We start from the raw sequence: 20155 nt of genomic DNA on the forward strand, positions 1-20155 counted from the left end.
TGCAAAAGGACAAAACATGCTGGAAATCAAGAACCTGCACGTACAGCTTGAAGAAGAAGATAAGCAGATCCTAAAGGGCGTGGACCTGACGGTTGAGGCCGGCAAGGTACACGCGATCATGGGGCCGAACGGCTCGGGCAAGTCGACGCTCAGCTATGTGCTGTCCGGCCGTGATGGTTACGACGTCACCGAAGGTTCGGCGACTCTGGGCGGTGAAGACCTTCTTGAAATGGAGCCGGAAGAACGCGCTGCTGCGGGCGTTTTTCTGGCGTTCCAGTATCCGGTGGAAATCCCGGGTGTCGGCAACATGACCTTCCTTCGGACGGCTGTGAACGCGCAGCGCAAAGCACGCGGAGAAGAGGAACTGTCGGCGGCCGACTTCCTGAAAGTCGTGCGCGAGAAAGCCAAGACCCTGAAAATTGATGCGGACATGCTGAAACGTCCGGTCAACGTGGGCTTTTCGGGTGGTGAGAAAAAGCGCAATGAGATCCTGCAGATGGCGATGCTGGAACCCAAGATGTGCATCATGGACGAGACTGACTCGGGTCTGGACGTGGATGCGATGAAGCTGGTGTCGGAAGGCGTGAACGCACTGCGTGACGAGGGCCGGGGCTTTCTGGTGATCACCCACTATCAGCGTCTTTTGGACCACATCAAACCCGATGTTGTGCACATCATGGCGGATGGCCGTATCGTTAAATCCGGTGGCCCTGAGCTGGCGTTGGAAGTTGAACATAACGGTTACACCGACATTCTGGCCGAGGTGAACTGATGGCATTGCCGCAAGCAAAACAGACCGCAACCGAGGCGCGTCTGGCGTCTCTGACCATGCCCGATCCCGGCTGCACCAAAGCAGCACGCGAAGGTGCGCTGGCCCGTTTGCGCGAGATGGGGCTGCCCGGTCGCCGTGATGAATACTGGAAATACACCCAGCCTGACACACTGATTTCGCCCGATGCACCGAAGGCTGCTGTGTTCGACGCCGGCGAGCGGATGATGTTCAGCGATGTCGACCGCCTTAGAATTGTGTTTATCGACGGCGTTTTTAGCCCGGAAGAATCGGACGATCTGACTCTGGAAGGGGTCAAGATCGACCGGCTGGAAGATATCTGCTGCAGGGATATCCATTGGGCCAAAGAGTTGTACGGAAAGCTGGAAGAACGAGGTCAGACACCGGTTCAACGGCCCTTGGCAGCGTTAAACACTGCCTACGCAACCGATGGTGTCGCGATCCATGTAAGCGGCAAGCCGTCCAAGCCGATCAACCTGGTTTATCGTCATGAATCAGAGACTTCGGACGCGATCCTGCACCATGTCATTCGTGTGGAAAGCGATGCCGAGGTTACTATTCTCGAAAACGGTCCGGCGGCGTCTCGCTTTAATAAATGTATGGAAATCGACATCGCAGATAATGGCACTTTGCATCATGTCCGGGCGCAGGGCCGGGATCACGAACGTCGTGCTGCCACCCATATGTTTACCCGCTTGGGCAAGGAATCGACCTATAAGTCGTTTACCCTGACCGCCAACGGCATCCTTACCCGCAATGAGCAAGTCGTCGAGCTGACGGGTGACGACGCGGTCGCGCATGTGGCCGGTGCTTGCGTAGGTGATGGAGATTTCCACCACGATGACACCGTGTTCGTAACACACGACGCAGTGAACTGCGAAAGCCGCCAAGTGTTCAAAAAAGTTCTGCGCAACGGTGCGACCGGTGTGTTCCAGGGCAAGATTCTTGTGAAGGAAGGCGCGCAGAAAACCGACGGCTATCAGATCAGCCAGTCGCTGCTGCTGGATGATGACAGCCAGTTCCTCGCCAAGCCTGAGCTTGAGATCTATGCCGATGACGTGGCCTGTTCACATGGCTCGACCTCGGGCGCGATTGATGAGACGGCCCTGTTCTATCTACGGTCGCGTGGGGTTCCGTACAAGGACGCCACCAACATGCTGACGCTGGCTTTCCTGGCCGAGGCGGTGGACGAGATCGAAGACAAGTCACTTGCCGAAGAGATCGTGACGCGTCTGGAAGGCTGGTTGGCGCGGCGTAGCTGATGCCTGTCACATCGGATATCGTGGCCACTTACCGGGGGCCGGGGCGCGTTGTGCGTAGGCTTCTGGATTTGGGTGAACGAGAAGATCGGGCGCTGATCTTTGTCATGGGGTTCTGCGTGGTGGCCTTTATTGCGCAACTTCCCAGCCTCGCACGTCGGGCTCATCTTGAAGGGCTTGAGTTGAACATGCTCATGGGCGGAGCCTTGTTGGGGACCGTTATTATCCTACCGCTGTTCTTTTACGCGCTGGCCTTTATGTCATACGGCGCGGCTCGCCTAGTCGGCGGGCGCGGCTCGGCTTACGGCGCCCGTCTGGCGCTGTTTTGGGCCTTGATATCGTCGACACCTTTGGTGTTGCTGAACGGTTTGGTCGCGGGATTTATTGGGCCCGGCCCGGCATTGACCTTGGTTGGGGTTGCCTGGCTTGGGGTATTTATCTGGTTTTGGCTGGCTGGCCTCAGACAAGCGCAAAGGCAAGCGGAATGACGACCACGAATTTGGGCAACCTTGCGGTTTTGACTCTGACCAACCCTGCAGATGCCGCGCGGCAATTGCTGGCCTTGCGTCCCGGGCGCGAGGTTTTGTGGCTGGGCTTCAGTTTGGCAGTGGTTTTGAATGGTCTGGTTCAATTCGGGTTCGAAAATTTGCTGCCCGTCCCCGAGGGGTTAGAGGTTGCTCCGCCCGAGCCGATTTTCATCAGCCTGATCCGCTCAGGGGTCTTGATGATGTTCAGCATCGTGGCGTTTCTGTTGGCTGGTCGTCTTCTGGGCGGCAGTGCAACATTCAGCGATATCATTACGCTGACAATCTGGCTTCAGTTTCTGCAAATCACAGCGATGTTCATCACGTTGCTGCTGGCCATCGCTGTTCCGTTTCTGATGGTGCTGTTTTTGTTCGCTACAGCGATAGTGAGCCTTTACGTCACGCTCCATTTCCTGAATGAAGCGCATAAGTTCGGGACGCTTTGGAAGTCTTTCGGGGTCATTGCGCTGTCGGCCTTGGTGGCTGTGCCGTTTGTCCTCGCATTGGCCCCCAGCGCCCCGGTATAGGGATAGGAAGACCATGTACGACGTAGAAAAAATCCGCGCAGACTTTCCAATCTTGTCGCGTGAGGTGAATGGTAAGCCGTTGACCTATTTGGACAATGGTGCATCGGCACAGAAACCTCAGGTGGTGATCGATGCGGTAACGCGGGCCTATGCCGAGGAATATTCGAATGTGCATCGTGGTCTGCACTATCTGTCCAATTTAGCGACCGAGAAGTATGAAGCCGTCCGGGGTACGATTGGCAAATTCCTTGGTGCAGCGAATGAGAATGAAATCGTCCTGAACTCTGGTACGACCGAGGGGATCAACCTGGTCGCCTACGGCTGGGCGATGCCCCGCCTGCAGGCAGGGGATGAGATCGTACTCAGCGTTATGGAGCACCACGCCAACATCGTGCCGTGGCACTTTCTGCGTGAACGTCAGGGTGTTGTCCTGAAATGGGTCGATGTGGACGCCGACGGTGGTTTGAATCCGCAGGCCGTGATTGATGCGATTGGCCCTAAGACCAAGTTGGTGGCCGTAACACAGTGTTCCAACGTTCTGGGCACTGTGGTTGACGTCAAGGCGATCACCGAAGGCGCGCATGCCAAGGGTGTTCCAGTTCTGGTTGATGGCAGCCAAGGCGCCGTGCACATGCCTGTCAACGTTCAGGACATCGGCTGTGATTTCTATGCGATCACGGGGCACAAGCTGTATGGTCCGTCTGGGTCTGGCGCGATTTTCATCAAATCCGAACGCATGGCCGAAATGCGCCCGTTTATCGGCGGCGGCGACATGATCAAAGAGGTCAGCAAGGATCAGGTAATCTACAATGACCCGCCGATGAAGTTCGAGGCCGGTACTCCGGGCATTGTGCAAACCATCGGACTGGGCGTTGCGCTGGATTACATGATGGAGCTGGGGATGGAGAATATCGCCGCTCATGAAGGTGCGCTGCGCGATTACGCGATGCAAAAGCTGACCGGTCTCAACTGGCTGCAGGTTCAGGGCACACGCCCAGACAAGGCCGCCATCTTCAGCTTTACGCTGGATGGGGCAGGGCATGCGCATGATGTCTCTACGATTCTCGACAAAAAAGGCGTCGCTGTACGTGCTGGTCACCACTGCGCCGGACCGTTGATGGATTTCTACGGCGTGACCGCAACATGCCGCGCCAGCTTTGGCCTCTATAACACCACCGATGAGGTCGATACGCTGGTGGATGCGCTTGAGCTTGCGCATGATCTCTTTGCGTGAATCCTAACCGATCCGGGAAGATTTGCAGTTGCACCCGGATCGGAACAAGGTTAGCTAACGGCCAAGGCACCTGTAGCTCAGCTGGATAGAGCGCTGCCCTCCGAAGGCAGAGGCCAGAGGTTCGAATCCTCTCAGGTGCGCCACTCTCACTTCTGATTTTGATTTCGGCGGGCTGATCGCAGTGCGACTGCTTGTTGGCTGAAATAAGCTCATTTGCGTTTGCCCAAAAAACAAAGAGCGCCCAATGGCGCTCATCGTTTGGAACCTGCGGGGCGGGTTTAGCCGCCCCAGCTGCGGACCTCGCCGCAATCCATATGGACGAAGTTTGAACGGGAGTATTTGCCAACACCGCCGGCGCGGCAGGACATGGCCGCTTTGGCCATCTGGGACACAGAACGCGATGACAGGCGCAGGTCAGCAGCCTGGCCTTTCATGTGCAATGAGTTCTTGGCAACGCGGCGTGAACGGGACCGCAGCATCGCATTGGTTTGCGGTGAACGATAGCCGGAAAGCAGCATATAGGGCTCGTTGACATCCAGCAGGTTGTGAGACGCGGCCATGATGTCGATAGTGCGCAGATCCATATCCTTGACCTGATCGGTGCGCCAGTCGCGCATGAAGTGGTTCACTTCTTTCACAGCGTCTTTGATATATTTTCCATCGACCCAATAGATCATGTCGATCCGCTCACCCGTCCGACCGGAATACATGCGAATGCGCCGGATATCGCCACCGCCGCGAAGAAACCCTGCTGCATTGGAATAAGTCGGTGCTGCCACGACCGCTGTAGCTGCGAATGCGCCCAATAGGGCACGCCGGGTCAAACCCGAAGTACTGCTCATCGTCATTTTTGTTTCGTCCCGTACTGTTCCTGCCTGCGCACGATGTTACGCGCGCGTTCTTAATTTTTTCCCATCCCAGATGCGGGATTTATGACACAGACGCGAAAGTCCGCCAAGAAGTCTTTCAAAATCACCTTTTCAAGGGGGAATTTTCGGCAGTTTTTTGCGCAGGTGACGCAAATATGTATAATGTTGAGGCATTTGACGGCGTATTCCCGCCGGGCGATGCAAAGACGCATCAGGCACTGGAATAAGCGCCGTGTTGATACATTTGTGAATAGACAAGTCACTGTAGGCGCAATCATATTTGTTCGGCACTTAGGTTTGCGGTGTAAATTAATGAATAATCAAGGCCATCCCATGTTCTCACGCATTCGAACGCGTATTGGTATTTTCTTTGCTACGTGTTGTCTGGTTTCGGCAGCGATTGCCGATACAGAAACGCGCACAACAACGGCGTTTCAGATGGCTGTTGCAGAATTTGAACCAACTGGGTCTGGGATCGCAGAATTTTACCGTCAGAATGGGTTCAAACCTGTCTGGGTAGGGGATTCAGCTCAGCACGCGGCTCGGCGTGCGCAGTTGGTCCGCGCATTGTCCCAAGTGGATATGCACGGATTGCCTAAGGGCACTCACAGCGTTCAATCCTTGCTCAATCAGATGCAGGAAGCTGACACCACGCGTGATCTGGGGGCTGTCGAAATCCAGTTGAGCCGCGCGTTTGTAGAATATGCGCGCAACCTTCAGTCCGGAGCCTTGCGCCCATCCACGATTGACGATGGTCTGGTTCGGAAGGTCGAGCGTCGCTCGGCCAAAGCCCATCTGACGAGTCTGATCTCCACCACAGATGGCGATTACTTTGATCAACTTGCTCCGCAATCCACCCAGTACCGTGCGCTTATGAAGCAGAAGATGGTTCTTGAGCAATTGGTCCATCAAGGCGGTTGGGGGCCTACGGTTCCCGAGGACAAGCTTGAATATGGCGACACAGGTCCCAATGTGATCAAACTGCGCAACCGTTTGGTGTCCATGGGGTATTTGCGGCCAACGGCCAACCCGGAATTTAACGACAAACTTTTGACCGCCGTACAAGCTTTCCAGACCGATCACGGGCTTGCTGCGGATGGTGTAGCTGGTCAGGGTACGATCACCGAATTGAATAGAAGCGCCTCGGATCGCCTAAAGTCTGTCTATGTCGCGTTGGAGCGCGAACGTTGGTTGCCGCGTGAACGTGGAGAGCGCCATATTCTAGTGAACCAAGCTGACTTCTCGGCCAAGATCGTCGACGATGGGCTTGTCACGTTTGAAACGCGCGCCGTGATCGGCATGAACACACATGACCGCCGCAGCCCGGAGTTTTCGGACGAAATGGAGCACATGGTCATCAACCCTAGTTGGTATGTTCCGCGCTCGATCATTACCAAGGAATATTTACCGAAACTCCAATCCAACCCCAATGCGGTAGGGCATATACAGATTACTGACCGCAGCGGACGGCAGATCAATCGCGGCGCGGTGGATTTCACGCAGTTCAACGCCAGAAATTTTCCGTTTGCGATGCGCCAACCGCCTAGTCAAAGCAACGCTCTGGGGTTGGTGAAGTTCATGTTTCCCAACCAGTACAACATCTATCTGCATGATACACCTCAGAAAAGCCTGTTCGCGCGAGAGGTGCGGGCGTTCTCACACGGGTGTATCCGCTTAGCCGACCCGTTCGAATTCGCCTATGCGCTGCTGGCCAAGCAAGAAGAAGATCCAAAGGCGTTCTTCCATCGCGTTCTGGCTACGGGCAAGGAAACTACCGTGCATCTGGAACAGCACGTGCCAGTCCACCTGATCTATCGAACGGCGTATATTGGCCCGAAAGGGCAGGTCCAATACCGCCGTGATGTCTATGAACGGGATGAAAAAATCTGGGAGGCCTTGCAGAAAGCAGGGGTGGCCCTGCCGGACGTTCAGGGGTAATCAGCGGGGCAAGTCCTTAAACCGGGAAGCCCGACATGCACTATACCATTCAGCAAATTGCCGATGCTCTGGGGGCTGAAACCCAGGGTGACACGGGCCTTGTCATTGAGCGCGCGGCTGAACCTTCGGACGCAACCGCGTCGGACTTGGCGATGGCTATGTCTCCTAAATATGCCGAAGCGCTGAGTGGCGGGTCGGCAAAGGCTGCTGTGTTGTGGGAAGGGGCTGATTGGCGGGCGCTGGGGCTTGCCGCAGCAATTTTTGTGCCCCGACCGCGAATGGCAATGGCCGGGATCACCGCGATGATGGATCGGGGGCAGGGGGTCGAACCAGGCGTTCACCCGTCGGCCGTGATCGACCCTACGGCAGAAATCGGCGATGGCGCGGCGATTGGACCTCTGGCTGTGATCGGTGCTCGTGTACGTATCGGTAAGGGTGCAGTGATTGGATCGCATTGTGTGATCGGGATGGACGCCGTTTTGGGTGAAAATGCCGTGTTGCGAGAGATGGTGAGCATCGGCGCGCGGGCTCAAATAGGGGATCGGTTCATCGCGCAACCGGGCGCGCGTATTGGTGGTGATGGGTTTAGCTTTGTGACGCCCGAGGTTTCGGGGGTCGAAAACGTTCGAAAGACCATGGGTGATCAGGGCGATGCCCGCGCGCAAAGTTGGCTGCGCATCCACTCACTTGGTGCTGTAGAAATCGGAGATGACGTCGAAGTCGGCGCCAATTGCACAATCGACAACGGCACGATCCGAAATACTTGCATCGGCAACGGCTCCAAACTGGATAACTTGGTGCACGTTGGCCACAACACCCGCGTGGGGCAGGATTGCCTTCTGTGCGGTCAAACTGGCGTGTCTGGCTCGGTCGAGATCGGCAATAATGTGGTGCTTGGCGGCCAGACTGGTGTAGTTGATAATATATTTATTGGTGACGGCGTTATTGCAGGGGGCGGCACTAAAATCCTGTCCAATGTGCCTGCGGGCCGCGTGATCATGGGCTATCCGGGTATCAAAATGGAAACCCATACCGACATTTACAAAGCTCAGCGTCGTTTGCCCCGAATGGCGCGCGACGTTGAGGCGCTGAAAAAGGCTGTTTTCAAACAGCCCCCGAGCGATTAAATCATCCTCAACGGGATAATCAGAGGACCGACATGAGCATCACCGACCGCGTCATCGCAATCATTGCTGAGCAGGCCGTGCTGGAGCCTTCGGACGTCACGCCCGAAAGTACGCTTGAGGATTTGGGGATTGACAGCCTCGGACTGGTTGAAAGCATCTTCGCCATCGAGGAAGAGTTCGATATCTCGGTGCCGTTCAACGCCAACGAACCCGAAGCCAGCGATTTCGACATCACGAATGTAGCAGCGATCATCGCCGGGATCGAAAAGCTTGTGTCGGAAAAGGTCTGACATAGCCTCATGAAACGCGTTGTCATTACCGGGGCCGGGACGATCAATTCGTTGGGTCATTCCGTCCCCGATACGCTGGAGGCCATGCGCGAAGGGCGCTGCGGTATCTCTGAACTCGAATTCCGCGATGTTGAGCGTCTTTCCATCAAAATCGGCGGTCAGGTGCGCGGGTTCGAGGCCGAGGGGCGTTTTAACCGCCAGCAGATGAGCCTCTATGACCGGTTCACACAGTTCACTCTGACAGCCGCGAAAGAGGCAATTGATCAATCGGGGATCGAATTCCACGGCGATCTTGCTGCGCGCTCGGGTGTTGTGTTGGGCACGGCTGGCGGTGGTGTGTCGACGTGGGATGACAATTACCGTTCAGTCTACGAGGACGGGAAGAACCGCGTTCATCCCTTCGTTGTGCCTAAGCTGATGAACAACGCGGCGGCCAGTCATGTGTCGATGGAACACAATCTGAAAGGCCCGAGTTTCACTGTATCGACGGCCTGCGCTTCGTCTAACCACGCAATGGCACAAGCCTTCCAGATGGTGCGCAGCGGGGCAGCGCCTGCAATGGTCACAGGTGGATCAGAATCCATGCTGTGCTTTGGTGGTGTCAAAGCCTGGGAAGGGCTTCGCGTCATGTCAAAGGACGCCTGCCGCCCGTTCAGCGCCAATCGAAACGGCATGGTACAGGGCGAAGGGGCCGGAGTGTTCGTGTTTGAAGAATACGAACATGCTCGTGCCCGAGGTGCCGAGATTCTTTGTGAAGTCGTTGGGTTTGCCATGTCTTCAGATGCGTCTGACATCGTAATGCCCAGCAAACAGGGCGCGGCACGGGCCATGGCGGGTGCTCTTGCGGATGCGCGTCTGAATGCGGATCAGGTCGGCTATATCAACGCGCATGGCACTGGTACGGCGGCAAATGACAAAACCGAATGCGCAGCTGTGGCTGATGTGTTCGGGCCGCATGCGGATGATCTGATGATTTCATCTACCAAGTCCATGCACGGTCACTTGATAGGTGGAACCGGCGCGGTTGAGCTATTGGCCTGCATCATGGCATTGCGCGATGGGGTTGTCGCTCCGACAATTGGTTATGAAGAACCCGACCCGGAATGCGCATTGGACGTGGTTCCCAATGACGCCCGCGAGGCAAAGGTTGATGTCGCGCTAAGCAATGCTTTCGCATTTGGAGGACTTAACGCCGTTCTCGCCCTGAAACGGGTTTAAAGCACCGCCGCAGCAAGCAAAAATGCCGCCGGATTATTTCGGCGGCACTTTTTATTTTGCCAAATTAGTTTTGATTGACGCTCAGGTCATCAAACGCGGATGTGAAACCGGACAGAGACAAGTCCATGTTCACGACCTGATCCGGGAACCGTGCCGGAACCAGCGACAAAACGGCCTTGGTGCCAGCTTTCATCGCGTCGATATCTCCCTGGCTAAGACCCAATTGAGCTACGCATCCAACAGGAAGGCAGTGGTGGTAGTTGTATAGCTTGCGCGGTGCGCCGTCGATCGACAGGGCAAGTTGTGCCTGAAGCAAGGTTTCCAAGGGCACAACCACGTTGGCCCAAGCAACTGCTGCACCACCTTGTGGCAACTTTCCAATAGTAACTTCGGCCAGAGGCTCGCCCTGTTGCCCGTTTAATATCTGCACCATCCCACAGGGATCTTCTCCAGCTGCGGCCTTGACACAAGAGACATCCCAGTCCCCGTGATTTTCTTTGACGAATTGCTCACCAACACGCGGGCCAGAAGTTCCAAGATCCAGGCCGTTTTCCGCGGGCGTTGGTTGCGCCTCTTCGCTTTGGGTTTCTTGAGCGTTGACAGCGCCAGTCAGCAGCATTGCGGTAACTGCGGTCATAGGAAGAAGTTTCTTAATCATGAATGCCTCGGCTGAGTGGATGATCTTTTTTGTTGGTCTTACCACCCTTGAACCGCAGTGTCAGGCGTTAAGCGGACCAAACAGAAGAATATACTCGGATTTTCGCCGCTTTTTTATGATCTGGTAATTGGGGCTTATCACAAAGAAAGGGAGCCAGAAGTGCGGCTCCCTTTCAATAAATTTTCTCCCCGTCGGACTGGCCGACTTAGTTATGCGCAGACGTTACGAAAGGGGAACGCGACGGTCAACTGAAAACCTGAATTTTTAATTTGGGAACAAGTAATCCTTTAAAAAAACCGCGCCCGAAAGCGCGGCCAGTCAACAGGGAGGAAGTTTGCGGCCTAACACCAACTGTAGAAAGACCGCGAATTGACTATCGCAGCCAAAGGTTAACTTTGTATGCTGAGGGCAGATCGGTGAAATTAGGGCCAACATACATGGACAACAGCATTTTTTTAGGCGGTGCAGGTGAGGATTACAGTCAGCCTCAATCCTTGACTCTGAAATACGCCAACCGCCATGGGCTGATTGCCGGGGCGACGGGCACTGGGAAAACAGTGACTTTGCAGATTCTTGCCGAGGGGTTCTCGGAAGCAGGCGTGCCAGTGTTCTTGTCTGACGTTAAGGGCGATTTGTCCGGTTTGGCAAAAGCTGGATCTGAAAGCCACAGGCTGAATCAGGCGTTTCAGGAACGTGCCACGCGTATAGGGCTTCAGGACTACACCTACGCCGCGTGCCCGGTAACTTTCTGGGACCTTTTTGGAGAACAGGGACATCCCGTTCGAACCACAGTGACCGAGATGGGGCCTTTGCTTTTGTCGCGTTTGATGGATCTGAGCGAGGCCCAGGAGGGAATTTTAAACATTGCTTTCCGCGTGGCGGACGAGGAAGGGATGCCACTGCTGGATCTCAAGGACTTGCAGGCATTGTTGGTGTGGATCGGTGAAAACCGGGCGCAATTGTCGTTGCGCTATGGCAACGTCTCGACCGCGTCGATCGGCGCGATACAGCGACGTTTGCTGGTGCTGGAAAATCAGGGCGGGACGAACTTGTTTGGCGAACCCGCGCTGGAACTGGCTGATCTGATGCGTACAGACGCAAACGGGCAGGGCATGGTGAACATCCTCGCCTCGGACAAGTTGATGGGGTCGCCCAGACTTTATGCAACTTTCCTGCTGTGGTTGTTGAGCGAGCTTTTTGAAGAGCTGCCAGAAGTCGGAGACCCGGACAAACCCAAGCTGGTGTTTTTCTTTGATGAGGCGCATCTATTGTTCGAAGACGCACCCAAGGTTCTGGTCGATAAAGTCGAACAGGTTGCCCGGCTCATTCGGTCGAAGGGGGTTGGCGTATATTTCATTTCGCAAAACCCGGCAGACATCCCCGAGGATATTCTAGGCCAGCTTGGCAACCGGGTGCAGCACGCATTGCGCGCGTTTACGGCCCGAGACCGCAAAAACCTGCGTTTGGCGGCGGAAACCTACCGCGAGAACCCCGCCTTCGACACCGAAACCGCGATACGAGAGGTCGGTGTGGGCGAGGCGGTGACCTCGATGCTGCAGAAAAAGGGCGTGCCTGGAATCGTTGAACGGACATTGATCCGGCCGCCCGGTTCTCAGCTGGGGCCCATTACCCAAGCCGAGCGTCAGGAGTTGTTGTCTGCATCTCCGATGCAGGCCAAATACGGCACGCTGATAGACCGCAAATCGGCGTTCGAGATATTACAAACCCGCGCGGATCAGGCTGCGCAGGCCGCTGCCGAAGCGGAAGAACAGGAGGAAACCAGATCGGTGGCCGAGCGTGAGTTTGCCACCGCGCGGCGTTATTCCGGTAACCGTGTTGGGCGGTCTTCATCGCGGATGACACGGCAAAAGGACACATTTGCCAGCGCCATGAGCGAAGCTGTTATCAAAGAACTGAAAGGCACCACCGGACGCAGGATTGTCCGAGGTATTCTGGGCGGACTGTTTCGCGCCCGCTAGAGCCGAGGCGCCGCGAGGCCTAAACGTCACGCGGCGCCGGTCCGTTTACTTCAGGCGGCGTTGGCCTTCTTGCTTACAGTAGGCGTCCGCTTCGGGAACCGACATTTTAGTGGCCGGGAAGTTGATGGCCCGATCCCAAGACACGCGGTCGTGGCGGTACAGCTGGCATGTTACCTCGCCTTTCGGGGTCTGTATCTTCACGGGTTCAGTCTCAAGATCTTCGGGTGACGGAATACAGGCAGCCAGACTGGCAACCACTGGCAACATAAGGAGTTTAGGGATGAACGAAGTTGTCATTTGTCTTCTTACTTTTGAATGGTGACCTGTAGTATCAGCGTCGATTGACTAATTTACCGTGAAGGCGATCTGGTCTGGTCCGGAATGTGCCCACCGATAACTTGGTCTATTCAGGTTCGGTTCGTGAATCAAGAAACCTCGCCGTTTGCGTAGCGCGGTTTCCAGTATTCACCTTATTCCGGGCTATTTTTCTGGGATCAGCCCTCTGGGGCTGAATCTGAGCACAATCAGTAGAATAAGGCCCATCGTCAGCAGCCGCATATGCGCGGCACTTTCAATCAGATGCGCCTTTAGGGCACTGCCATCAGGCAGTCCCGCGGTGATCAGGCTCATGAGCCACAGCCCAATCGGTTCGACCTGAACCCAAAGGAACCAGATGACAAACGCACCCAATACCGCGCCCAGATTGTTGCCCGAGCCGCCTACGATCACCATCACCCAGACCAGGAATGTGAACCGCAGCGGTTGATACGCGCTGGGTGTCAGCTGACCGTCCAGAGTGGTCATCATCGCACCCGCAATCCCGCAGATCGCCGAGCCCAGAACAAATATTTGCAGGTGACGGCGCGTGACGTCCTTGCCCATCGCCTCGGCGGCAACTTCGTTATCGCGAATGGCGCGCATCATGCGTCCCCAAGGGCTGTGTAGCGCCTTCTGGGCCATCCACAACAAGACCAGCAAAACAATCAGGAACAGAAGCGAATAGCCCAGTTTGACCGAAAGTGTCGACGCCGTGACCGGGTCCAGTCCAAACCATTCGGCCCGAGCAACAAAGCCCGGATCGTTTTGCAGGTCGACCTCATACCCCACGACCGGAGCAGGGCGGGGGATGCCGTAGACGTTCTTGACCCCCCGAGCCAGCCAGTCTTCGTTCTTCAGGATGGCGATGATGATTTCGGCGATCCCCAGCGTTGCAATTGCCAGATAGTCGGAACGCAGGCCCAGAGCGGTTTTGCCAATTAGCCACGCTGCACCGGCCGCCAGCAGGCCGCCAGCCGGCCATGCAAGCAGAACGGGCAGGTTCAAGCCGCCAAGGTTGCCCGCGACCGCCGGTTCGATCGCTTCGACTGCGGCGGCGTTAGGATCGAATACAGCGCGGTAGACAAAGAAACCGACGACCAGAATAGCAATGATCGAAAGTGTGCGCGCTCTGCCTTTGGGCATTTTTTGCGCAACCATCACGGTTGCCGCGACGGTCGCAGCGCCCAGCAACAAGGCCAGCACGATACCAAACCCACCGGCAGACCACGCTCCTGGTGTCATCGGGGTCGAGATCAACACAACGGCCAGACCACCCAGAGCGACAAAGCCCATCACACCGACATTGAACAGCCCGGCAAACCCCCATTGCAGGTTCACGCCCAGCGCCATGATGGCCGAGATCAGCCCCATGTTCAGGATCAGGATCGCGGCGTTCCAGCTTTGCGTGAATCCGGTCAACAGGATCAAACCACCGACAACGGCGAAGAGAAGCGTATTTTTGACGTTCTCGGTCATACCGCTTTCCCCTTAAACAGACCCGTAGGTTTGAACAGCAGCACGATCAGCAGGATGACAAAGCTGACGGCGAATTTGTAGTCGGTGGACAGGAATTGAACCAAACCCGACGGGGCGAGGCTTTCCGGTGCCAGATAGGTTAGGACTTTCTTCCAAGCGTAGGTGATCGTCACTTCGGAAAATGCAATGATGAACCCGCCGGCGATAGCTCCCAACGGGCTGCCAAGTCCGCCAACAATGGCCGATGCAAAAATCGGCAGCAGCAGTTGGAAATAGACAAAAGGCTTAAAGCTTTTGTCCAGCCCGTACAGAACCCCCGCAGTGGTCGCCAGCGCAGCGACGATGATCCAGGTGATCATGACCACGCGTTCGGGGTTGATGCCTGATAGCAAGGCCAGATCTTCGTTGTCGGAATAGGCGCGCATCGACTTGCCGGTGCGGGTCTTGTTGAGGAACCAGAACAGCAGCGCCACCGCGACAACCGCCACGATGACCGTAATGCCCTGAGAGGTCTTGATCGCCAACCCCTCACGCAGACCCGTCATCTCTTTGAAATCTCGTGCAGAAACGATGAACCGCGCGCCGTCTGAAAACCTCTGGTCGTCCGGGCCAATGATGAAACGCACCAAGCCGTTCATGATGAACATCACGCCCATCGACACGATTACAAGTATAACCGGTTTGGCCTTTTGTTCCCGGTAAAAACGATAGACGAGCCTGTCAGTGATCAACACAAGAACGATACAGCCCAGAATGGCAAAGGGCAGGGCGAGCAAAGCGGTTGGCAGCGGCCCAAAGCTGACCCCTGCAGCCTGCAGGCCCCAAGTCACCAGAACGGCGATCATCGCGCCGAAAGCCATCGTGTCGCCATGGGCAAAGTTCGAAAACCGAAGGATGCCATAGATCAGAGTGACCCCCAGCGCCCCCAGTGCCAGTTGGCTGCCATAGGCAATCGCAGGCACCAACACAAAATTCGCAAGCGCGACGAGCGCGTTCAGTATGTCCATCTCACCTTCCCAATCCGACGGGTGCGGCCTTATGGCATACCAGCGCGCCAAGACACAATATTCCGGCGAACCGTCAGGGTCGAATTCCTCATAAAAAGTAGCGTTTACAGGGAGATTTCGCCCTTTGGTCGAAAGCGCCGGAGCAGCTCAGAAGCACCCGGCGTGCCAAAGGGCGATTTAGTTGCTTTGAATTCGTGAAGCGGCAGCCTCAATTCGCAATCGCGCACTGACCGCGCTCGTGGCGTTGTTGGGCGCCCGACGCTCGGATTGCCAATGCGCCAGAGGGCTTGCTGACGGTATAGCCAACGCTACCGCCAGAGAGGATTCGCAAGAATTCCTGTGATCCTACGCCGCGAAATACATGCACTTCGAACTCTTCACCGTCGGCCAACACGCGACCCTTGGAATTCCCGTCCACGCGTTTCAGCGTGACCGTCCGGGCTGGATCAATCGGGGCACACCCGCTTGTCTTGCAGATCTCGGTAATCTGGCACTCGTAAACGACTTCACCTTCTGCAGGGGGCTGCGACACTGCCTGCGCGGACGCGGGCAGAACGATGGCGGCAAGCGCTGCCAGATATTTCATTGTATGTCTCCTGAAGATGGGCAAGAGCCCAAAAGTGCCGAGAATCCGAAAAGGATTCTCTCTGTTCGCGCGCCGTGACTAGGTGTGGATCATGGCTGAAATGAAGCCTAGAAAAGGCAGAAATCTGAAAGTGCCAATGCTTTCGTTTGGATGATTTAATGCATCAACGTATTGAGAATTGGTGCAATTTTTTGTCGCGTTGAGTGTGTTGAGTTTCAAGCGACACTTTTCGGTCACGATTGGTTTCGAAAAGGGCATTTCAGCCGGACACGGGGTATGGTTCTTTCAGGGAACACGGCCTCTCACCAAGGATCAATTAAGGGTGAGATTCGTGTCGCAGTATGTTGAAAATATTGAATTTACAGATGATCAAAAGCGCTGCGGATTGGTTCTGAAAAATGAGGTAAACCATGAAAATCTATGCAGCTCTGGTACTGAGTGCGACAATGCCAGTTTTGGCCCATGCCACGCCGAACGACCCTTTAAACGGCGCTGATTTTGTCGTGAACTGCATATCGGACAATAACCGAGGCTCTGTGACGCTGGCTCGGTCTGGTTCAACCGACAAAGGGTTTATCGTAACTGAGGACATCAAGGGAGAAGCGACGATCATCAGCGGTCTGAACTCACTTACCTTCCTACACATCATGGATCGAGACGTCGTGACATTTGTTGTGGATTTCGAGGATCGTAACTACGATATGTCGATCAAAGGTCCGCATGCAGCGCAGGATTTCGGGATGTGCGGTGAGCCTGTCTTTTGAATCAAAACGTGTTGGGTTTCCGCGGCGAAAGTTCGCGCCTCCGTGATTGTGACGTAATAAACGCGATGAGTGGCGTAGGTGATTGCTGAAACGAGAACGTATTAGGATAGCGCCACAAGGGCCTTGAGGAAGTCAATCAGTTTACCACCTCGCAGGAACCGTATTGATTTGAAGTTCCGAAAACTGTCGACAAGTGTTCGGACGAATTGATTTCCAGCGTTTTCAGACCAACGGATGCCATCAATACGGCATCCCCGAAACCACTAGCGATTACTGTCGCAACTTTGCCTACTTGAACGCCTGTAACGTCGCTATGGCGCGCGGGCTCAATCCAAGTACCTCGCACCACGACGGCCTCGTCTGTATCTAAGGGGAGTTGGGAATCCGTCACTGCACTCAGCGCGATTTCAACTGTGCTATCAATGGGTGAGCAATCACTGCGGCTGCAAGCCTCTGAGAGCTTACAGTTTAAAACAAATCCGCCATTGGTCAGTATTTCTTTGGCAACATTAGAGATTTCTGTTTCGGAGGCCTGTAGCGGGGAGCACGTTGTAACACATGCGACTAAGAACCATGCATTGTTCAGAACTCCTGAGAATGGTTTAAACACAGAGATCACCCCCCCAAGAAACTCTTCCGCACTTCCGGGTCAGCCAGCAGTTCCTTACCCGTGCCGCTGTACGCGTTGCGCCCCTGAACCAACACATATCCCTTGTCTGCGATCTCCAGCGCCTGGCGGGCGTTCTGTTCGACCATCAGAATCGGCAACCCGGTGCGCGAAACCTCGATGATCCGGTCGAACAGCTCATCCATCACGATGGGCGAGACACCGGCGGTCGGTTCGTCCAGCATCAGTACCTTGGGCTGGGTCATCAGCGCCCGGCCGACGGCGACTTGTTGGCGTTGACCGCCCGAAAGCTCTCCGGCCGGTTGATTGCGCTTGTCGCGCAGGATGGGGAAGAGGTCATAGACCTGCTCCATCGTTTGGCTGATATCGTCCCGACGGATGAAGGCGCCCATTTCGAGGTTCTCTTCCACTGTCATCGACGTGAAGATATTCTGGGTTTGCGGCACGAAGCCCATGCCCTTGATGACACGATCCTGCGGTGAAAGCTTGGTGATGTCCTCGCCATCCAGCCGCACGGAACCGGCGCGGACGTCCAGCATCCCGAACACGGCTTTCATCGCTGTGGATTTACCAGCACCGTTGGGGCCGACGATCACGGCGATTTCACCCTTGTCGACGGCAATTGTGCAGTCGTGCAGGATGTCCGGCCCTTTGCCATAGCCGCCGGTCATGGTGTCGCCGATCAGAAAAGGGCCGCCGCTGACCTTATAGGTCTCACCGCTGGTCGGATGCGCAGGCGTCATGGTGCCAACGCCGTGGGTGTTGGTGATCGTGGCGTCCTTGTTGCCGTGGTCATCCTGATAGGGATTGTCACTCATGCCCCGGCCTCCAGCTTGTCTTTGTTCTTCAGGCCGGTGCCGAGGTAAGCCTCAATCACATGCTCGTTGGCTTTGATTTCGTCCAGTGTGCCCTCGGCCAGAACCTTGCCTTCGGCCATGCAGATGACCGGGTCACAGATTTTGCCGATGAAATCCATATCGTGCTCAATGACCACAAAGGTATAGCCGCGTTCCTTGTTCAGGCGCAGGATTGTGTCAGCGATGGTCATGAGCAGAGTACGGTTCACGCCCGCGCCGACCTCATCCAAAAACACAATCTTGGCGTCGACCATCATGGTGCGGCCAAGCTCCAGCAGTTTCTTCTGCCCGCCCGAGACCTGACCGGCCTTGTGGTCGGCCAAATGTTCGATGGTCAGGAACTCCAAAACCTCGTCCGCTTTGGCCTTTAGGGCACGTTCTTCATCTGCGATACGCTTGCGACCGAACCACGTGTTCCACAGCGTTTCGCCCGATTGCGCGCCGGGTACCATCATCAGGTTCTCGCGGCAGGACATCGAGGAAAACTCGTGCGCGATCTGGAACGTGCGCAGCAGACCTTTGTGGAACAACTCATGCGGGGGCAAGCCAGTGATATCCTCGCCATCCATGATGACTTTGCCGCTGGTCGGAGGCAAGACGCCCGCGATCACGTTGAACAGAGTGGTCTTGCCAGCGCCGTTCGGCCCGATCAGGCCGGTGATCGAGCCTTTTTCGATCTCAAGCGATGCTCCGTCCACGGCGTGGAAACCGCTAAAGTGCTTGTGCACGTCCTCAACGACGATCATGGTTTTCCCTTGTCAAATCCGCGAAAACAGAGGTGCAGCCTTTTGTCACTGAAACAGCCCGGACACAAGGCCCGGGCTGTTTGGTTTCGACCTGTCTGGCGATTGGTTAGCGGTAGTTGACCGTCTTCATTTCGCCATCAATGACCTCGATCTCGCGATATGCACCAGCGCTTTCACCGGGGCCGATCAGCTCAACACCGGAGGCACCGACATAGTCGATCTCTTGGCCGGCGGCGAGCAGTTCCAGACCTTTGGCAAGCTCACCCGGATAGATCTTTTCTCCCGGCTCATTGGCGACATCCATGATCTTTCCGCCATAGTCCGCCGGGTTGCTGGAGCCTGCGGCCTGCATGGCCAGCAGGAACAGGGCTGCGGCGTCGTAGGATTCAGGAACGAAGATTGAGGAACCATCAAATCCTTCGCCTTCGGCCATTGCAAAGAACGCGTCGGCGGCTTCGCTCTTCGAACCCGGGGCCTGACCATAGGAGCCGTTCAGATCGGGGCCGACGTTCTCGGGCAGCGAGTCTCCGATCATACCACCCGGCAGGCCAAACGTGTCGAACGCGCCGCTATCGAGGGAAGACTGGATGATACCAAGGCCGCCTTGATCCAAATAGCCAGCAACAACCAGAATGTCGCCGCCTGCCGAGGCTAAAGCACCTACTTCTGCCGAGTAGTCTGCTTTGCCGTCTTCATGTGCTGCAACGATGGTCACTTCACCGCCCAGCGCTTCGAAGGATGACTTGATCGCCTCGGACAGGCCCTTGCCGTAATCGTTGTTGGTATAGGTCAGAGCAATCGAATTCACGCCACGCTCTTTCAGAATGTCGGCCATGATTTCACCTTCGCGCGCATCCGACGGCGAAGTGCGGAAGAACAGGCCATTGTCCTCCATCACCGACAGACCCGGCGACGTCGCCGACGGCGAGATCATCACCATACCGTTCGGCACAGCTACGTTTTGCAGAATTGCGCCGGTAACACCCGAGCAGTCGCCACCAACAAGGCCGTTGATACCTTCGGCAACCAAACGCTCGGCGTTTGCGGTGGCCAGCGCGTTGTCAGCACAGCCGGTGTCGGCGCGCACCGGGGTGACAGTGGACCCATCAAGCAGTTTGCCGGAATCCGACACTTCTTTCATCGCGAGTTCTGCGCCGGAGGCCATTGCGGGCGAAAGCGATTCAATCGGGCCGGTGAAGCCGAACATAATGCCCAACTTGACGTCTTCGGCCATCGCTGTGCCAGCCAACAGCGCGGTTGCTGCGGTTGCAGTAAGCAGCTTTTTCATGTGGTTACTCCCTGAAGTGATCTTTGATCTGGGCACGACCCTAGGCAAGCTTTGGGAAAATGAAAAGTCCTA

General features: G+C 55.9%; 21 protein-coding genes and 1 tRNA gene. 12 read left to right on the forward strand and 10 right to left on the reverse strand.

Annotated features, from left to right (window positions below; all coding sequences use genetic code 11):
- Nucleotides 1–16 precede the first annotated feature (16 nt).
- The 6 genes from sufC to ACR0LN_RS05445 all read left to right on the forward strand — a co-directional run bounded on the left by sufC (nt 17) and on the right by ACR0LN_RS05445 (nt 4477).
- Nucleotides 17–772, forward strand: a complete 756-nt coding sequence (sufC, locus tag ACR0LN_RS05420; protein WP_480428251.1) for a Fe-S cluster assembly ATPase SufC — start codon at nt 17–19, stop codon at nt 770–772.
- Nucleotides 772–2052 carry a Fe-S cluster assembly protein SufD gene (sufD, locus tag ACR0LN_RS05425; protein ID WP_480428252.1) on the forward strand — a complete coding sequence of 427 codons (1281 nt, stop codon included), beginning with the start codon at nt 772–774 and terminating at the stop codon, nt 2050–2052. The genes sufC and sufD overlap by 1 nt, the downstream gene beginning before the upstream one ends.
- On the forward strand, nt 2052–2537 hold the full coding sequence (locus ACR0LN_RS05430) for a YIP1 family protein (RefSeq protein ID WP_480428254.1): 486 nt from the start codon (nt 2052–2054) through the stop codon (nt 2535–2537). Before sufD ends, ACR0LN_RS05430 begins: the two co-directional genes overlap by 1 nt.
- On the forward strand, nt 2534–3100 hold the full coding sequence (locus ACR0LN_RS05435) for a Yip1 family protein (protein ID WP_480428255.1): 567 nt from the start codon (nt 2534–2536) through the stop codon (nt 3098–3100). The genes ACR0LN_RS05430 and ACR0LN_RS05435 overlap by 4 nt, the downstream gene beginning before the upstream one ends.
- 13 nt (nt 3101–3113) lie before the next feature.
- On the forward strand, nt 3114–4334 hold the full coding sequence (locus ACR0LN_RS05440) for a cysteine desulfurase (RefSeq protein WP_480428257.1): 1221 nt from the start codon (nt 3114–3116) through the stop codon (nt 4332–4334).
- A 66-nt stretch (nt 4335–4400) separates the two neighbouring features.
- A tRNA-Arg gene (locus tag ACR0LN_RS05445) sits at nt 4401–4477 on the forward strand.
- Between the two features lie 135 nt (nt 4478–4612).
- Here the strand turns inward: ACR0LN_RS05445 and mepK are convergent.
- The gene (mepK, locus tag ACR0LN_RS05450; RefSeq protein WP_170496758.1) at nt 4613–5182 is read right to left on the reverse strand and encodes a peptidoglycan L,D-endopeptidase MepK; all 570 of its coding nucleotides are present in this window, start codon (nt 5180–5182) and stop codon (nt 4613–4615) included.
- 354 nt (nt 5183–5536) lie between these two features.
- Here mepK and ACR0LN_RS05455 point away from each other — a divergent pair, with 354 nt between their 5' ends.
- The 4 genes from ACR0LN_RS05455 to ACR0LN_RS05470 are packed head-to-tail and all read left to right on the forward strand — an operon-like array spanning nt 5537 to nt 9776.
- A complete protein-coding gene (locus ACR0LN_RS05455) occupies nt 5537–7141 on the forward strand; it encodes a L,D-transpeptidase family protein (protein WP_480428367.1) in 1605 nt (534 codons plus the stop codon).
- 35 nt (nt 7142–7176) lie between these two features.
- A complete protein-coding gene (gene lpxD / locus ACR0LN_RS05460; protein WP_480428258.1) occupies nt 7177–8268 on the forward strand; it encodes a UDP-3-O-(3-hydroxymyristoyl)glucosamine N-acyltransferase in 1092 nt (363 codons plus the stop codon).
- Nucleotides 8269–8300: 32 nt separating this feature from the next.
- Nucleotides 8301–8558 (forward strand): acyl carrier protein, encoded by a 258-nt coding sequence (locus ACR0LN_RS05465; RefSeq protein ID WP_480428259.1) that lies wholly within the window; start codon nt 8301–8303, stop codon nt 8556–8558.
- Nucleotides 8559–8567: 9 nt separating this feature from the next.
- On the forward strand, nt 8568–9776 hold the full coding sequence (locus tag ACR0LN_RS05470; RefSeq protein ID WP_480428260.1) for a beta-ketoacyl-[acyl-carrier-protein] synthase family protein: 1209 nt from the start codon (nt 8568–8570) through the stop codon (nt 9774–9776).
- 64 nt (nt 9777–9840) lie between these two features.
- On the opposite strand, the gene ACR0LN_RS05475 is transcribed toward ACR0LN_RS05470, so the two are convergent.
- Nucleotides 9841–10434 (reverse strand): invasion associated locus B family protein, encoded by a 594-nt coding sequence (locus tag ACR0LN_RS05475; RefSeq protein WP_480428262.1) that lies wholly within the window; start codon nt 10432–10434, stop codon nt 9841–9843.
- A 437-nt stretch (nt 10435–10871) separates the two neighbouring features.
- Between ACR0LN_RS05475 and ACR0LN_RS05480 the strand changes: the two genes are divergently transcribed.
- Entirely contained in the window at nt 10872–12413 is a 1542-nt protein-coding gene (locus tag ACR0LN_RS05480; RefSeq protein WP_480428264.1) for a helicase HerA-like domain-containing protein, read from the forward strand.
- A gap of 45 nt (nt 12414–12458) precedes the next feature.
- On the opposite strand, the gene ACR0LN_RS05485 is transcribed toward ACR0LN_RS05480, so the two are convergent.
- The 4 genes from ACR0LN_RS05485 to ACR0LN_RS05500 form a co-directional block, all read right to left on the reverse strand.
- Nucleotides 12459–12710 (reverse strand): hypothetical protein, encoded by a 252-nt coding sequence (locus tag ACR0LN_RS05485; RefSeq protein ID WP_480428265.1) that lies wholly within the window; start codon nt 12708–12710, stop codon nt 12459–12461.
- A gap of 183 nt (nt 12711–12893) precedes the next feature.
- Nucleotides 12894–14207, reverse strand: a complete 1314-nt coding sequence (locus ACR0LN_RS05490; protein ID WP_480428266.1) for a branched-chain amino acid ABC transporter permease — start codon at nt 14205–14207, stop codon at nt 12894–12896.
- Entirely contained in the window at nt 14204–15214 is a 1011-nt protein-coding gene (locus ACR0LN_RS05495; protein WP_480428267.1) for a branched-chain amino acid ABC transporter permease, read from the reverse strand. Before ACR0LN_RS05495 ends, ACR0LN_RS05490 begins: the two co-directional genes overlap by 4 nt.
- Before the next feature lie 208 nt (nt 15215–15422).
- Nucleotides 15423–15800, reverse strand: coding sequence for a hypothetical protein (locus ACR0LN_RS05500; protein WP_480428268.1), 378 nt, complete (start codon nt 15798–15800; stop codon nt 15423–15425).
- Nucleotides 15801–16210: 410 nt separating this feature from the next.
- Here ACR0LN_RS05500 and ACR0LN_RS05505 point away from each other — a divergent pair, with 410 nt between their 5' ends.
- A complete protein-coding gene (locus tag ACR0LN_RS05505; RefSeq protein ID WP_480428269.1) occupies nt 16211–16564 on the forward strand; it encodes a hypothetical protein in 354 nt (117 codons plus the stop codon).
- A gap of 136 nt (nt 16565–16700) precedes the next feature.
- Here the strand turns inward: ACR0LN_RS05505 and ACR0LN_RS05510 are convergent, their stop codons facing one another.
- From ACR0LN_RS05510 to ACR0LN_RS05525, 4 genes are all read right to left on the reverse strand, one after another.
- Nucleotides 16701–17174: a hypothetical protein gene (locus tag ACR0LN_RS05510; RefSeq protein WP_480428270.1), complete on the reverse strand. Its 474-nt coding sequence runs from the start codon at nt 17172–17174 to the stop codon at nt 16701–16703.
- Nucleotides 17175–17179: 5 nt separating this feature from the next.
- Nucleotides 17180–18010, reverse strand: coding sequence for an ABC transporter ATP-binding protein (locus tag ACR0LN_RS05515; protein ID WP_480428271.1), 831 nt, complete (start codon nt 18008–18010; stop codon nt 17180–17182).
- The gene (locus tag ACR0LN_RS05520) at nt 18007–18795 is read right to left on the reverse strand and encodes an ABC transporter ATP-binding protein (RefSeq protein ID WP_480428272.1); all 789 of its coding nucleotides are present in this window, start codon (nt 18793–18795) and stop codon (nt 18007–18009) included. Before ACR0LN_RS05520 ends, ACR0LN_RS05515 begins: the two co-directional genes overlap by 4 nt.
- A gap of 106 nt (nt 18796–18901) precedes the next feature.
- Nucleotides 18902–20083 (reverse strand): ABC transporter substrate-binding protein, encoded by a 1182-nt coding sequence (locus tag ACR0LN_RS05525; protein WP_480428273.1) that lies wholly within the window; start codon nt 20081–20083, stop codon nt 18902–18904.
- Nucleotides 20084–20155 lie beyond the last annotated feature (72 nt).

This window comes from Ruegeria sp. AA6 (genome assembly GCF_056542865.1).

Coding starts and splice junctions, on each gene's coding strand:
- ACR0LN_RS05440 (WP_480428257.1), top strand. CDS start 3,114: ATGTACGACGTAGAAAAAATCCGCGCAGACTTTCCAATCTTGTCGCGT.
- ACR0LN_RS05485 (WP_480428265.1), bottom strand. CDS start 12,710: ATGACAACTTCGTTCATCCCTAAACTCCTTATGTTGCCAGTGGTTGCC.
- mepK (WP_170496758.1), bottom strand. CDS start 5,182: ATGACGATGAGCAGTACTTCGGGTTTGACCCGGCGTGCCCTATTGGGC.
- ACR0LN_RS05500 (WP_480428268.1), bottom strand. CDS start 15,800: ATGAAATATCTGGCAGCGCTTGCCGCCATCGTTCTGCCCGCGTCCGCG.
- ACR0LN_RS05475 (WP_480428262.1), bottom strand. CDS start 10,434: ATGATTAAGAAACTTCTTCCTATGACCGCAGTTACCGCAATGCTGCTG.
- ACR0LN_RS05480 (WP_480428264.1), top strand. CDS start 10,872: ATGGACAACAGCATTTTTTTAGGCGGTGCAGGTGAGGATTACAGTCAG.
- sufC (WP_480428251.1), top strand. CDS start 17: ATGCTGGAAATCAAGAACCTGCACGTACAGCTTGAAGAAGAAGATAAG.
- lpxD (WP_480428258.1), top strand. CDS start 7,177: ATGCACTATACCATTCAGCAAATTGCCGATGCTCTGGGGGCTGAAACC.
- sufD (WP_480428252.1), top strand. CDS start 772: ATGGCATTGCCGCAAGCAAAACAGACCGCAACCGAGGCGCGTCTGGCG.
- ACR0LN_RS05490 (WP_480428266.1), bottom strand. CDS start 14,207: ATGACCGAGAACGTCAAAAATACGCTTCTCTTCGCCGTTGTCGGTGGT.
- ACR0LN_RS05430 (WP_480428254.1), top strand. CDS start 2,052: ATGCCTGTCACATCGGATATCGTGGCCACTTACCGGGGGCCGGGGCGC.
- ACR0LN_RS05495 (WP_480428267.1), bottom strand. CDS start 15,214: ATGGACATACTGAACGCGCTCGTCGCGCTTGCGAATTTTGTGTTGGTG.
- ACR0LN_RS05515 (WP_480428271.1), bottom strand. CDS start 18,010: ATGAGTGACAATCCCTATCAGGATGACCACGGCAACAAGGACGCCACG.
- ACR0LN_RS05455 (WP_480428367.1), top strand. CDS start 5,537: ATGTTCTCACGCATTCGAACGCGTATTGGTATTTTCTTTGCTACGTGT.
- ACR0LN_RS05470 (WP_480428260.1), top strand. CDS start 8,568: ATGAAACGCGTTGTCATTACCGGGGCCGGGACGATCAATTCGTTGGGT.
- ACR0LN_RS05505 (WP_480428269.1), top strand. CDS start 16,211: ATGAAAATCTATGCAGCTCTGGTACTGAGTGCGACAATGCCAGTTTTG.
- ACR0LN_RS05435 (WP_480428255.1), top strand. CDS start 2,534: ATGACGACCACGAATTTGGGCAACCTTGCGGTTTTGACTCTGACCAAC.
- ACR0LN_RS05520 (WP_480428272.1), bottom strand. CDS start 18,795: ATGATCGTCGTTGAGGACGTGCACAAGCACTTTAGCGGTTTCCACGCC.
- ACR0LN_RS05465 (WP_480428259.1), top strand. CDS start 8,301: ATGAGCATCACCGACCGCGTCATCGCAATCATTGCTGAGCAGGCCGTG.
- ACR0LN_RS05525 (WP_480428273.1), bottom strand. CDS start 20,083: ATGAAAAAGCTGCTTACTGCAACCGCAGCAACCGCGCTGTTGGCTGGC.